We start from the raw sequence: 13,779 nt of genomic DNA, 5'->3' as shown, positions 1-13,779 counted from the left end.
CAGCGGGGGACAGCAGCACGAAAATTGCGACGACTGCGTTTGTGGCTTCCGCAAATGCCGCAAGTGCGACAAAGCTTGCGACGGCAAGGGCGATAAACGGAGTGGCATTTGACGGAACGGCGAATATTACGGTCGCTGATTCCACGAAGGCTCCGCTGGCATCACCGGCTCTTACTGGGACGCCGACGGCTCCCACTCCGATAGCGGGGGACAACAGCACGAAAATTGCAACGACCGCGTTTGTAAATGTGGTTGCAAACGGAATCAATGGCATAAAAACATACGATCCGGCAAATATAAACAATATCATTGCGCCAGGGTTATACATGACCTCAAGCTCGGGCGAAACCGAATACATGAATATCAATATCCTGTTCGTCGCAGTCGACTGTGACGGCGCCTCAACTCCCAGCAAAATCTTTCAGGAGCAGTTCACCTATAAAAGCAAGGACGATCCATATTATTACTCGCTTTTATATAGAACAAGCTCTGACGGCGGAAAAACATGGGATAACTGGCGCGTTCATGCTTTGCCGCCCGCGACGACAACGTCGTTAGGCGTTGTTCAGCTAAACGACACGCTGACAAGCACCAGCAGTGCGCTGGCTTTGACGGCGAATCAGGGCTGCTTGCTGCAAAACACGAAAGCCCCGCTGGCTTCGCCCGCATTCACAGGAACGCCAACCGCGCCGACACCCGGTCAATACGACAGAAGCACGAAAATTGCGACCACCGATTACGTTTTGACGGCGATCAACAATTCCAAGCCTGACGCCGGATATACGGGAACGATCAATCCGACCACTTACGCATGTGAGATTTACGTTGAAAACGGTATCATAACAGGCTGGCAATGCGATTAATTTTACCGCGCGGCTGATGCTGCCGGTTAGAAGAAGTGGAGGGCTGTTATGGCTCAATATACGCCTAATTATAATTTGAAAAAGCCGGATCGCTCGGATCTGTACAGTGTAACCGATATGAACAGCAATGCGGACATTATAGACAACGCGCTTGCACTTGTCGCCGAAAACGGGATCAAATCCGCCACTTACGATGACCTCGATAATATGAAAACCGCCGACTGCAAGGGTGTTTATTTATTATCAGACTGCTCTGATTTTGTTATTGTCACCGCAACAAGCGGCGGCATAATCTTTCAGTATGACATCAGCTATGATGGAAGTGACATCGTGACTGAGTCATGGAGGACTTATGACGCCTCTGACGGCTATTGGGAACCTTGGATCTCAAATGCCAAGATTCCCTCAGGATCTATTTATGCGGCGGGTATCGTTCAGCTAAACGACACGCTGACAAGCACCAGCAGTGCGCTGGCTTTGACGGCGAATCAGGGCAGAGTGCTGCAAAACACGAAAGCGCCGCTGGTGTCGCCCGCATTCACAGGAACACCGACTGCACCGACACCGACAGCGGGGGACAGCAGCACAAAATTAGCAACAACTGCATTTGTAAATGCGGCGGTAACTTCATGCAGCCAGACTGCCGAAGCGGAGCTTACCAGTGTGCAAAATCAGCTTAATGTTATTAATCCACCGCAAGGTATTGCTAGAGCAAATTTAGGCAACCCTTCAGCTCTTGAGGCAGGAATGATAGATTCGGAAGCAACTAATAAGTTGTGGTTTTATGACGTTAGTAAAATATCTTTTGAAACAAGCACTGATGATGTTACTTACACTTCATACGCAGTGTCTGATTCTGATAAAGCTAATCTGGTAAGCGGAAACAGTAACGCTGATATTAGAATTAACAAAGGGTCTTATATGAGGATAACAATTGATAATGACTCCACATATGTTTTTTTAGATTGGATGTATTTGTACCTTACGACCAATGGTGATACTATGCAGATAAAAATTGATAAGAAAAGGGATGATTCTACAGATTGGGTCACAGTAGTACCATATACAAATGCAGTAAGCACATGGCCGGGACATATATTTTTGCCTCACGATAACATTGCTTTTTCTAATCAAACAACTCAATATCATTATAATCATGTAAGAATTACCGTTAAAGCAAATAGTGGAACTAATACGAGCACCAATTTTATGGGATTGTATGGGCTTGAGTGGTGGGGGGGAACATTCGGGAAAAGGACGATTTACTCTTGGGATGCTAATAAAAATGTGACGTTTCCAGCCAGTGTTACAGCCGCAACTCCGCCAACAGGAGACAATAGTTCAAAGCTTGCGACTACTGCTTTTGTAAAGGCGGTTGCAGATGGGATAAGTGGGATCAAAGTATTCAGCGAATCGGATATTGACAGCATTACCGAGCCGGGGATATATGTTACATCGACCTCTGACGACCCTGATTATCTGAATGTCAGCTATCTGTTTGTCGCAAAAGATGTCACAAACGGGGCAAACAGGGTCTTTCAGGAGCAATTCAAATATAAAAGCAAGGATGATCCATACTTTTATTCACTGCTTTACAGGACAAGCTTTAACGGAGGAGCGTCCTGGGACACATGGAGAGTCCATGCGCTGCCGTCCGCGACGACAACGTCGTTAGGCGTTGTTCAGCTGAACGACACGCTGACAAGCACCAGCAATGCGCTGGCTTTGACGGCGAATCAGGGCAGGGTGCTTCAAAGCACGAAAGCACCGCTATATTCGCCCGCGCTTACGGGGACACCGACGGCTCCAACTCCGACAGCGGAGGACAATAGCACTAAATTAGCAACAACAGCATTTGTGAAAAATGCTGTTATAAGTTCTGGAAATTTACCAGTAGTTTCGGGTAATAGTGGCAAGATGCTTATTTGCAACGGTACAAATTGGAATGCAGGATACGGAATAACAAAAATCACTAATGTTTCAAGTGAAAATAATTCAGCAGTTTATTTTAATGATACGGGTATTATTATATCACGTAACATAGTAGATTCTAATACAGCATTTACGGTAAATCAAGCTAATGCAGCAAGTACTGGTAAAATAGCATCGTTCCAATTTGGTGGAACTGAAAAAGCATCAATCAGTAAAAATGGCTTTATTTCAGCAGCAGGTTATGAAATAAATGGTGTACCAGTTACCGGATTACAGTTTAAAGAATTATCGGATGAGTCTAGCTATGACACTATTACAGAATGCGGGATTTACCAAGTTAATCTAGCTTCAGACGTTTATGAAACCTACTGCTTAGAAGTAACTTCAGATCGAATATATGATACTGATTATAGTGGTGACTATGAACCGGGTGTTATTCAGCATCGTTATAAAACTGATGGAAGTTATGATAAAACACGTCAATCTATTCTTTCCTCAGGTGTATGGTCTGACTGGGCAGATACAGCAGATAAAAATGAAATTAGTAGTTTAGACACGAGATTAGAAGCGGTTGAAAGTGACACTTATTTACAAATAAGAAACATGGTGAATAATGGTAATTTTAGTAATGGGACAGTGGGATGGACTACTACAGTAGGTGCAACATTATCTTCAAGTGGTGTTGGTATGGGGACAATGTTAGCAACATTACGAAAAGGTTCTGTATATATACCACAATTTGTAAGCTTTGCTAACCATGTTTATTATGTTGCAACTAATTTAAAAACAACGTCAAGTAATGTTGGAATTGTTTCATCAGGTAATATGCTTAAATATCACAGTGGTAGCGGAAATTTTGAAATAGTATCAATCAATACTACTGCATTAGATTCAAATTTATGGTCTATAGGAATACGTGACTACAGAAGTTCTGGATGGGACAATATTTATATTGGTTATTTTTTAATAGTGGACTTGACTTGTACATTTGGTGCTGGAAATGAACCAACAGCCGCAGAAATGGATGTTATCTTAGCACAATATACTGATAATTATGGCTATTTTAACGAGGTTGTAAACCTTTGCGACAACCAGAAATTTGTTCCATATCTTATGAAACGACTTCGCAATACCTCTTATAATGCATCACAAATCACTGAACCAACTTCAAATAATAATGCGACAATAGCATTAAATACGGCAGGTACAGTAGTGACTAGAAATGTAGCTGACGGAAATGCTGCACTTACGATTAATCAGGTAAATTCAGCAAGTACAGGAGAAATCGCTTCGTTTCAGTTTAATGGAACTAAAAAAGCATCAATTGATAAAAATGGAAACTTTAATACAACTGGGAATATAACAACATCAGGCAACGTAAAAGCTCAACAGTATTACGACAATAACAACAGAATGGTTTTACCTTTATATACAAGTTTCGCTGAATACTCACTCTCAAGTGACAGTACTACGTATAGTGTATCAATTGATTTTGTTATACCCTTAATGGTTATTGTTGAAATTGAATCTGATGAAGGTACATGGGGATATTACCCTGTTATGATAGGGAGTGAAACAACTTGGAGCGGTGGTAGTATATCAGCTACATATAATAATGGGTCAGTTGATGTGACAATTGACAATGCAAATGCTATGACATCTACTCTTGATATTACAGTAATTGGTTGTTATTAATATTTTTAAGGAGGAATAAAAATGGCACTTTATAAGGAACTTATCGACAACAAAGGGCAAACAACAAAATATCACCGTATACAGGCGGTGGCTCAGGTTTATAACGGCAGTGAGGAAAATGTGCAGATCAATCTTGCAGGATATGCTGACACCCAGTACAGAGAAACAGAAAAGGCTAAGCCTGATAACTCTATGATCGTTTCATCAACGGCTATCACGTTATCTTTAGATGATAGTAAAGGATATACTAGAGAGGCACTTTACGCAAGAATAAAAGCGGAAGTTGCAGAGTTTGCTGATGCGCAAGATTGCTGAATGCACACTGCTTTTTTCTGGGAGGCGATAGTAACTTGCACAGCAGAAGCAGCTTGATCAATACAAAAATGCGCTTTGAAATGGCTTTTGATGACCAATTCAAGGCGCATTTTTATGTATTATTTTTCTAAAGGGGCGTTTTGCAACAGCCACTTTTTAAGGAGTAGAAAAATGACTGAAATAGATCTCTCAATCGTATTAACATTCTTTTCTGTTACCCTTGCCGCGGTCTTCGGATTTATGGCACTGAAGCGAAACAACAAAGCCGATACCAAAGAGGACGCGTCGGTTATGGCTACAGTTATTGTCAAGCTTGAAAACATCGGCATAGGCATCACGGAAATAAAGAACGAGATGAGTAATGTCAAAAACGACATCAAAGAAAGCAGGGAGCGCCTTATTAAAGTCGAAGAGTCGGCAAAGCAGGCGCACAAGCGGCTCGATGAACATTTAGAGCGCGAACACGATATCATTGTTTCAAAGGGGGCCTCATAATGAAAAAACGCAAAAAAAGACGTGAGTTTTCGAAGGTGATACTCACTTGGGTGACGGCAGGAGTTGTGTTCGTCGTCATTTTTTCTTGTGCGATGTCTTGGAAAACAAACGACATGAGCGTGTTCCAGTATCTTATCCCGGCAGTCTTCACAGAACTGGCGACTGCAACTGGATTTTATTACAACAAAGCAAAAGCTGAAAACATTGTAAAAATTCAAAATAACGTGCCGAAGGATAAAAACGACGGCGAATAAAAGAAGGGGAAGTTAACTTATGAACGATCTTGCAAAATACATATTGGATGGAATATTGACACTCGCAATGGGAATTGCACTTAAATTCGCAGTTCCGTATATAAAGTCGCTTTTGAATGTTAAAAATTTCAACTTTATATCAGCTTGGGTGGACAAGCTCGTCGCCGCAGCGGAGCAGACGATTCAGGGCACTAAAATGGGCGCAACGCGTAAGCTTTGGGTCATAAATATGCTTAATAAACTCGGAATTGCCGTTGATGACGGGGTCAATGCGCTGATCGAGGCGTCTGTTAAGGCGCTTAATGACGCTGTTGATGAGGCGGCTGGCGGGATTGCAAAAGAGATCGCAAATGAAACGTCTAATACTTATCATAGCGATGATCCTGTTGCCACTGATTCGGGGAAAAGCTTAGATGCTCAGCAAAATGCAGACTCTGCCGGCACAATTTCTGCGTGTGATAATAATATAGAGGATGGTATACCTGTTAAAGCAGAGGTAAGCGAATAGGAAGAAGGCATATTGATGTATCCATTTAATAATTATACAATTTCCTGTGTATACGGCAGAAAGGGGAGCTGGGCTTGCGGCTATCACACCGGAACTGATTTCGTAGCAGTGGGCGATGACAATGTAATGGCTGTTGCATCCGGCACGGTAAGCACGGCTGCATTTGACAAGTCATACGGAAAATATGTCGTAGTTCATCACGACGACGGCACAGCCTCACGCTATGCTCACCTTGCGTCATATAATGTTAAGGTCAATGATAAAATCGCCGAGGGGCAAGTCATTGGCACAGAGGGCAGCACAGGCAACAGCACAGGCAAGCACCTGCACCTTGAGGTGTACGGCAAGCTGCCTGTTGTGTACCCGATGCCCTTCCCGGGGAACACGATAAATCCAATAGGTTATTTGGAGGAGCATAATATGGGATACAAGAAAATCAGCAATTATTTGTATGAGGTGGTTTCTCCGACAGCAAATACTTTCCCACAGGAATGGGAGAAGGCAAAGAGGACGACAGCAATCAAAAATTACTGCAACTTCATGTTTTATACGCCGCTTAGCGCAGCAGATCCTAAATTCGGAAAGTACTACCCGGTCGGCAACTTTGCAATCGACGGCAGAGTTATAAACCAGGCAAAAGACTTTCCGGACTGGATTGACATAGCGAAACTGTCGACAGTGGGAAGAAAGCTCAGCACGTTTTATGTCACAAAGGACCAGGAGGCTTTCTACGACGAGCTGAATCAGATAGACAACATCCAAAACCTGCTGTGGGCTGCAAGCGGCATTCCTGTCATCAAGAACGGCAAGGAGGTATCAGCTTCCCGTGATATTTATCGGCAGGGATGGCGGGACGACAAATTCCGCTGTACCTGGCACACGATGCTTGCGTTCAAGAGTGACAAGGCGTATGTATTCGCGTTTTACAACAGGAAGTCAGGGGCGGCGGCAGCGACCACCGAGATATACAACACGTTCAAAGATTATGGTTTCAACTATATGATAGTGTATGACGGCGGCACACCATTTGTCTTCGATGTTAACGGAACCAATGTTGCTGTGACGGACGGCAATGCTGTTATTGATACGATACTAAGATATAATGCATGATAAAAAAAGCGGCTCATCGTTTGAAACGGTGAGCCGCTTTTTTTATGGGCGGGTATAAGTAGCAATTGTTTAGGATTATGATTATGAGAGCCAACCAAACGTGGCCATGCGTAGGATTAGCTATCCCTATTATTTATATACGAACCTTTCCTCGAGAATCAATTTAAGATTGGGAAGAAGCATTCCTGTGTTTTCCTTGTATTCCACATATTCGGGTTTGCTTTTTAGCTCGCGTTCTTCCAGCATGGGGACGCTGATGAAGATGAACATAAGAGTGTTGAGTATAGCGCCGAAGACGCAAAACCATAGCCTTTGATCTGCAAAATACGCCATGAGGAAGACCCCCCACCACATCAGTATCTCGCCGAGATAATTCGGATGCCGCATGTATTTCCAAAGACCTTCACGATTTACGCCGCCTGTTCCATTTTTGCGGAATCTGCTCATCTGACGGTCGGACATGGCTTGCATCATGATGGCAAAAATGGATATAAGTGAGCCTAAAACGATCCCGATATTAAATACTGTGAAATCGCTTATAAAAATGATTGCCGGCATCATCACAAAAAATACGACCAGAGTGGGGAAGAGGTGTATGCCGAAAAGATTGGTTATAAACCACAGCTTGGGTTTTGATGCTTTTAAGTTTGTATATCGCCAGTCCTGAACGCTGAGATTTTTGAAGGTTGTCGCCCAGTGAAGCGTAAGGCGCAGTCCCCAGAACATTATAATCCCAATGATTAGCATTACGCCGGTGTTCCAAATTTTTAAATAAGCCGCTGTCAAGGGCAAGATAACTATAGGCGCAACGCTCCAGTATGGGTCATAGACTGAGGCGTTACCTAAAATAAGACTGAAGATATATATGAAAATCGTGGCGGCGACATCCGCAGCGCAAAGCCTTACGTAAAGGTATGCACCAGGCAGATTCATAAAGATAAATATGCCAAGGATCGCTGCTGATATGTAGATCAAAAGCAGGGCAATAAAGCCGGATAGTCTCAATTTTTTAAGCATTCCAGTTGCTCCCCCCGATTGCCTTTTATATATTATATCACAAATGATAAGGAAACGATTACATAAAATAATATTGACAAAATGAGCTGTTGGTGCTATTCTCTAATTATTGAACTAGTAAATTAGTAATTTACTGAATGGAGATAAATATATGAAAATACCAACGACTTTAAAACATAAACCTGTTATCGTTTCGGATAATTATGAAAACATTGACGGCAGAAAGGCTTATAATTCAGATGCAAAGGGGCTGTCTCTCGGACTTGCGCAGTGGAACGACAGGGGAAAGCTTGACATTTCGGCAAAAATTTGGCGGTATACCGGCGAAAAGTGGTCGAGACAGTCAGAGGAGATGCCGATGCACAGGGTGCTCGACCTTGCAATACTTGTCTGCAGAAGCAGCCTATATTTCAGAGAGGCTTACCGTTTTTCAAAGCTGTACGATCCTGACAATACTACTATCGACCGCGTCGGACTTCAGGGTGACGCTATGACCGTTTCGGTTTGTACCGATAACCCAATGATCGACGAGGATATAAAGATATTTCAGCAAAAACTCAGCGACGATGACGAGCTGCTTGGCGAACGCTTTCGAGTATTGTCACAGCTTCTTAAGGAATTGGGATATTGATCGGAGGGTGTCATGGATAAATTAAGACGTAAAGAGCTTTTAGAAGAATATAAACAGATAAAGACATATATGGGTGTTGTGAAAATAACCAATGTTAAGAACGGAAAAATATTTCTCGCCGCTTTTCCAAATCTCAAAAACATATGGACTAGGATCGAAGGTCAGCTGAATATGGGCAGGCATACAAATTCAAAGCTGCAAAAAGACTGGAACGAATATGGAGCCGACGCATTCATATTTGAAATTTTGGAGGAAAAGAAGACTGACGATATGATCGATGTCGCATTCGAAGCAAAACTGCTGTTAAAAAACTGGCTTATAAAGCTTCAGCCTTTCGATGAGTGCGGTTACAACAAACGACCTGACAATATAGAATAGGAGCTTTCAGACTCCTTAATTTAAAATAACAGGCTCTCTGCTGTATCGTATACAACAGAGAGCCTGTTATCTGTCTGCCTATAATATCGGGTAAATTTATTCATGCATAATGCGTTCTTTCTTAAGGTTTTTGATTTTAAGCCATAGTCTGAATGTACCTGCTGCCAAAAATATCAGCAGTATTGACAGCAGTATGGCACAGAACATATTGAGCACTGAACCCATTGCAGCGGTGGCGGCGTTAGTGGTAAGGGCGGAAATCTCAAGAGGCAACAGGCACAAAAACAGAGTGAGGATACGTTTACAATGGCTTATTTTTGAGTCGATATCACTAAACAGGTCAAACGCTCCGTCTGATTTCTTCCGCAAATATACCCAGCGCATGTATGATCCGACATGTTCGATGCCTGATCCCTCAAGAAAATGTATATATGAAACGCTTTCCGGGTGCGTTGGGTATTGATTAAGAAGCTCGATGCGATAACTGTATTCACTGGGCGTGCCCTCTTCAAATATGTATTTGCAGAAGCCAACACCAACAAGCTGTAATCCTTGCGCTGACATTTCGTTCAGCCAAAGCTCTTCTTTTTCATATTCCCATGCAAAAAATAATTTATGTTTTGTGATCCTCATTGCATATTACCTCCGACTGTTTTTTCACCGTTTGTCAAAAGCTCTTGAAGCCTTAAAATCTCATTATTGACTGCGTTCCTGCCGGAACCGGTTATTATGTATTCTTTTTTCCTGCTGTTTCTTTCACCCGGCAAAGCGGATATCCAGCCTTTTTCAAGAAGGGTATTTATAGCTCCGTAAAGCGTCCCCGCAGCAAGCCTGACACGCCCGGCGCTTAAACCCTCGACCTTTTGCATTATCCCGTATCCATGCAGTGGTTCATAAAGAGACAGCAGGATATAATACACTGCTTCTGTCAAGGCTATATTTTCATTTATCATTATATCGACCTCCGTTATGTCATTTACCGCTATATCAGATTACGATATAAGTATAACGGCGCCCGATATACTTGTCAAGTACTTTAACATATATTTTCAAAACGCAGCATAGAATAGAAAAAAGTCTTGAGAAGGGGAATGCTGCGTATGAAAGAACTGGACCTATATAAAGTGTTTGCTCAATATCGTGACCCCATGAATCCGTATGGGGCGGTTAAGGGACGAAAATATACTATAACTCATTCTGATCTTACTGCCGATCTATTCGTTTTTATTGCGGGCGAATATGCGGAGGATAAAATCACGAGGATGCGCGACGAAGTCCGATTAGACTGGCAGGAGGATTACAAAGGGCCGCTTCTTTATGGCTCGGTATTGGTGGACGGATACGGAGTGGCGGGCAGTTCTGCGCTTCGCAATCAGATATTTTACAGAGAGATGCCAACCGCACTGCAGGCGCTTCGTCAGGCAGACCGGTTTTTATTTGAGAGATACGTCGATTTAGACAGCGCGCCCGTGATAATAGAATTCGTTTCGGCAATCCCCGAATATGACAAAACGTATGATTTCGGGAGGATAGGCGATTATAAGATTACATAAATATTAAAAAAAAAAGGAAGCGTAAAGCTTCCTTTTTTCAGTGAGAGAGAATGCTTTTTATATCGGCTTTAAGTTTATGCGAGGTCAGATGTATAGCGAATTCTTCTATTGCGGAAATGGTTGCCACTGTACAGATTATATAAATAAGCACGCTGCTGTCAAAAAAATAAAGCAGTATCGGGAACAAGAAAATTGAAATGCCTGTAAGCTTGTTTCCGTAGGTATGAAGCATTGCAAAGGTCTTATATTTTATATAAACGACTGAGAGGGATGCAAGACGTATGATTAAAATTAAAGCTAGCCACATGATTTCAGGCAGTGACAGGTTGACGACAGGAAATAATACATATATTAATGCAGCTGTCATCACCATATCTGCCGCCGAATCAAGTCTTGCGCCAAACAGGCTTGATGACCCGCTTTTTCTTGCAATATATCCGTCAAATACGTCGGTAAGCCCGCAGATTAAAAAGATTATGTAGAACCAAATGCATAATGGCGGTATAAAAAAGAAGAAAAAAGATAAGCTCAGCCTGCAAGCTGTCAATATGTTAGGAACATTTTTCATTTAACAGGATCGACCTTGCCGGTCACGGGATCCATAACAAATCCGAAGACTTTGACGTCCTTAGGCATCAGTGGATGGTTTTTGATAAACTCGACGTTTTCTCTTACTGATTGAGTCACGTCAGTAAAACCGGTCAGCCAGGTTTCGAGATCAACGCCTGCGGATTTTAGAAGTTCGATCCGTTCTTCAGGGATTCCGCGGCTTTTCATTTTTTCAAGCATATCTTTGCAGTTTAGCACCTGCATCCCGCAGTCATAATGTCCAACGACGAGGATGTTCTCCACCCCAAGTCCGTAGACAGCGACCACCAGACTGCGCATAACAGTTCCGAAAGGATATGTAACGACACCGCCAACATTTTTTATTATCTTGACATCTCCGTTTTTGAAACCGAGCGCTGCGGGCAAAAGTTCGGTGAGACGTGTATCCATGCAGGAAAGCACGGCAGTCTTTTTCGCCGGCAATTTACCGCATATAAACTTTTCGTATTCCTTATTTTCAACGAAATTTTTGTTTATTTCGAGCAGTTCTTCAATTATTTCTATTCCACCTAAAATAAAATATACTCATATTGTATCAAATTACTGTATCGGATTCAATTGCGAGATGATTTGTATAATAGATTTTGGTGCTTCATTTGAGTTAAAAGAGTGTTAAATTAGGGCAAATTGATCTAAAGATATTTACTGGCCTCTCTGACACTTAATGTACTAAGCCTGTTTTCAGAGATAAATTGCCCAACCCATTCCTTATTTGTTTTCGAGTACTCACGCAGTGCCCAGCCTATTGCTTTATTAATAAAAAATTCACCTGTATCAAGATTCGCCTGTATGACCCTGCCTAGCAACTCAGGATCAGTCTTATCTTTATACTGTAATTGAAAATCTATTGCAACGCGCTTTAGCCAAATATTCTCACTTTTTGCCCATTGCAAAGCAGTTTCTTTTGCTTCTGGAAATCTAATACAAAGATCTCCGAACAATGCATCAATACAGTCTGAACTATCCCACCATGAGTTTGTTACTATTAACTTTTCAATTTTAGGAAGATCCTCTGGTGTTAATAGTTTTTTTAATGCAATTAAGTAGTCAAGAGCAAGATAGTGAAATTCACGCTCAGCATGTGTATAACATTCGTGTATAAATTCCCAATCAATTAGATTATCTTTTTTTCGCTGTTTGATGAAATTTTTGCTGAGATTCGCTCTCAAAGGTTTAGGAATACCGAGAAAAGGAAATATGTTTTTCATATATGCAGCCATTTTGACAGCTTGTTCAGGGTTAGCAGAACTGTAAAAGATTTCGAATATATCCATTAAAAACGCCTCGCTTACTATTATATTAACAAGATAAATGATAAACAAGGTATAAACATTAATTACATCAGCATTCTCAAATTTTTATCTATTCAACCTAAAATAATATATTTCGGATACACGTTGTGAACGTCACAAAGGTAGTAATTAACAACTATTTACAATACAACAAAATAGAGTATAATAAAAAACAATTAATGGACGGACGAAATATATCTTGCATTAGAGCATGTAGAAAAGAGGATACGGATAATGAAAAGACTTACGGTGTTTATGGTAATCGTAGCAATGGTCATTGGTATACTGCCAAGCGCTGCAGCACAAGCCAGTACAATTGAGGTTTATTACAAGGGCTCAAAGATAGCATTTGACGCTGTACCCAAAATCAGTAATGGACGGACGATGGTTCCCATGCGCGCAATATTCGAAACGCTTGGTTATACTATAGACTGGAACGGTGATAACGGCATCGTAACAGCTAATAAAGACAACACGACTATCGTGCTTAATGTGGGAAGCGAAAAAGCGACCGTAAACAGCAAGGAATTAAGCCTTGACGCTCCGCCATTTATCGATAATGGGCGTGTACTCGTGCCCCTCCGCTTTGTGGGGGAAAGCGCTGGATACGACGTGTTGTGGGACGGCGACAATCACAAGGTATATATAGAGCAACGCAATCCCAACGAATATGACAGCGTTCAAGACTCAGATTCAGTAGCTGTAGGTTCGGGCAATTCTATCTTGTACGTGGACTATGACAAAGATAATACCGCAGACGTTTATTCTACGACTTTTGACAGTGATAGCTCGGTTAGGGTCTTAGACGGTGACGAAGCTTACAATGATAGTGCCAGCATGATAGATGCCAAAATACCGAAAAGCTATTCCATTACACCCTACGTCGACGGAAAGGCTTATGTTTCTTTCAAACAAGGTATGGTATTCGATGTGGATATTAAAGAAAAAAGCTCATCTACAACGAAAATAAACGATATTAATCCGGTTGATTCTCCAGCACCTGATGTTCAAAAAGTATTTGACGGCTATCTGTATTTTTTTTATAAAGGCGATTCGTTTTACCGTACTGATCTTGCAACCGGAAAAACAGAGCAGCTAGACTGCAGCACGTCAGCTGTAATCGACTT

General features: G+C 41.9%; 17 protein-coding genes. 11 read left to right on the top strand and 6 right to left on the bottom strand.

The features are described from left to right. The 7 genes from Q8865_08890 to Q8865_08860 form a co-directional block, all read left to right on the top strand. A partial coding sequence (locus tag Q8865_08890; protein MDP4153534.1) for a hypothetical protein occupies positions 1-863 on the top strand: 863 nt, incomplete at its 5' end. Positions 864-911: 48 nt separating this feature from the next. After that, positions 912-4,490 (top strand): hypothetical protein, encoded by a 3,579-nt coding sequence (locus tag Q8865_08885; protein MDP4153533.1) that lies wholly within the window; start codon positions 912-914, stop codon positions 4,488-4,490. Positions 4,491-4,511: 21 nt separating this feature from the next. Beyond that, positions 4,512-4,805: a hypothetical protein gene (locus Q8865_08880; protein ID MDP4153532.1), complete on the top strand. Its 294-nt coding sequence runs from the start codon at positions 4,512-4,514 to the stop codon at positions 4,803-4,805. 171 nt (positions 4,806-4,976) lie between these two features. After that, the gene (locus tag Q8865_08875) at positions 4,977-5,300 is read left to right on the top strand and encodes a hypothetical protein (GenBank protein ID MDP4153531.1); all 324 of its coding nucleotides are present in this window, start codon (positions 4,977-4,979) and stop codon (positions 5,298-5,300) included. Further along, on the top strand, positions 5,300-5,554 hold the full coding sequence (locus Q8865_08870) for a hypothetical protein (GenBank protein MDP4153530.1): 255 nt from the start codon (positions 5,300-5,302) through the stop codon (positions 5,552-5,554). Before Q8865_08875 ends, Q8865_08870 begins: the two co-directional genes overlap by 1 nt. 19 nt (positions 5,555-5,573) lie before the next feature. Next, on the top strand, positions 5,574-6,062 hold the full coding sequence (locus tag Q8865_08865; GenBank protein MDP4153529.1) for a phage holin, LLH family: 489 nt from the start codon (positions 5,574-5,576) through the stop codon (positions 6,060-6,062). 15 nt (positions 6,063-6,077) lie between these two features. After that, positions 6,078-7,172, top strand: a complete 1,095-nt coding sequence (locus Q8865_08860) for a M23 family metallopeptidase (protein ID MDP4153528.1) — start codon at positions 6,078-6,080, stop codon at positions 7,170-7,172. Positions 7,173-7,301: 129 nt separating this feature from the next. Here Q8865_08860 and Q8865_08855 read toward each other — a convergent pair whose 3' ends face one another. Beyond that, the gene (locus tag Q8865_08855) at positions 7,302-8,189 is read right to left on the bottom strand and encodes a DUF1295 domain-containing protein (protein ID MDP4153527.1); all 888 of its coding nucleotides are present in this window, start codon (positions 8,187-8,189) and stop codon (positions 7,302-7,304) included. Positions 8,190-8,340: 151 nt separating this feature from the next. Here Q8865_08855 and Q8865_08850 point away from each other — a divergent pair, with 151 nt between their 5' ends. Together Q8865_08850 and Q8865_08845 are read left to right on the top strand one after the other, a co-directional pair. Continuing rightward, positions 8,341-8,820, top strand: coding sequence for a DUF6530 family protein (locus tag Q8865_08850; protein MDP4153526.1), 480 nt, complete (start codon positions 8,341-8,343; stop codon positions 8,818-8,820). Between the two features lie 12 nt (positions 8,821-8,832). Beyond that, a complete protein-coding gene (locus tag Q8865_08845; protein MDP4153525.1) occupies positions 8,833-9,198 on the top strand; it encodes a GIY-YIG nuclease family protein in 366 nt (121 codons plus the stop codon). Positions 9,199-9,294: 96 nt separating this feature from the next. On the opposite strand, the gene Q8865_08840 is transcribed toward Q8865_08845, so the two are convergent. Beyond that, the gene (locus Q8865_08840; GenBank protein ID MDP4153524.1) at positions 9,295-9,831 is read right to left on the bottom strand and encodes a DUF2812 domain-containing protein; all 537 of its coding nucleotides are present in this window, start codon (positions 9,829-9,831) and stop codon (positions 9,295-9,297) included. After that, positions 9,828-10,151, bottom strand: coding sequence for a helix-turn-helix transcriptional regulator (locus Q8865_08835; protein MDP4153523.1), 324 nt, complete (start codon positions 10,149-10,151; stop codon positions 9,828-9,830). Before Q8865_08835 ends, Q8865_08840 begins: the two co-directional genes overlap by 4 nt. Positions 10,152-10,298: 147 nt before the next feature. On the opposite strand from Q8865_08835, the gene Q8865_08830 reads away from it, so the two are divergent. After that, positions 10,299-10,751, top strand: coding sequence for a staygreen family protein (locus Q8865_08830; protein MDP4153522.1), 453 nt, complete (start codon positions 10,299-10,301; stop codon positions 10,749-10,751). A gap of 37 nt (positions 10,752-10,788) precedes the next feature. Here the strand turns inward: Q8865_08830 and Q8865_08825 are convergent, their stop codons facing one another. The 3 genes from Q8865_08825 to Q8865_08815 form a co-directional block, all read right to left on the bottom strand. Continuing rightward, positions 10,789-11,319 (bottom strand): CDP-alcohol phosphatidyltransferase family protein, encoded by a 531-nt coding sequence (locus tag Q8865_08825; protein ID MDP4153521.1) that lies wholly within the window; start codon positions 11,317-11,319, stop codon positions 10,789-10,791. Next, positions 11,316-11,858 (bottom strand): carbonic anhydrase, encoded by a 543-nt coding sequence (locus Q8865_08820; protein MDP4153520.1) that lies wholly within the window; start codon positions 11,856-11,858, stop codon positions 11,316-11,318. Before Q8865_08820 ends, Q8865_08825 begins: the two co-directional genes overlap by 4 nt. Positions 11,859-11,992: 134 nt before the next feature. Beyond that, positions 11,993-12,634: a DNA alkylation repair protein gene (locus tag Q8865_08815; GenBank protein MDP4153519.1), complete on the bottom strand. Its 642-nt coding sequence runs from the start codon at positions 12,632-12,634 to the stop codon at positions 11,993-11,995. A gap of 252 nt (positions 12,635-12,886) precedes the next feature. On the opposite strand from Q8865_08815, the gene Q8865_08810 reads away from it, so the two are divergent. Next, a partial coding sequence (locus Q8865_08810; GenBank protein MDP4153518.1) for a stalk domain-containing protein occupies positions 12,887-13,779 on the top strand: 893 nt, incomplete at its 3' end.

It is taken from the genome of Bacillota bacterium, assembly GCA_030705925.1.
In the GTDB taxonomy this organism is placed as follows: domain Bacteria; phylum Bacillota; class Clostridia; order Oscillospirales; family Feifaniaceae; genus JAUZPM01.
The sequence above is the reverse complement of the archived record's forward strand: the minus strand, read 5'-3'. Positions and strand labels throughout refer to the sequence as shown.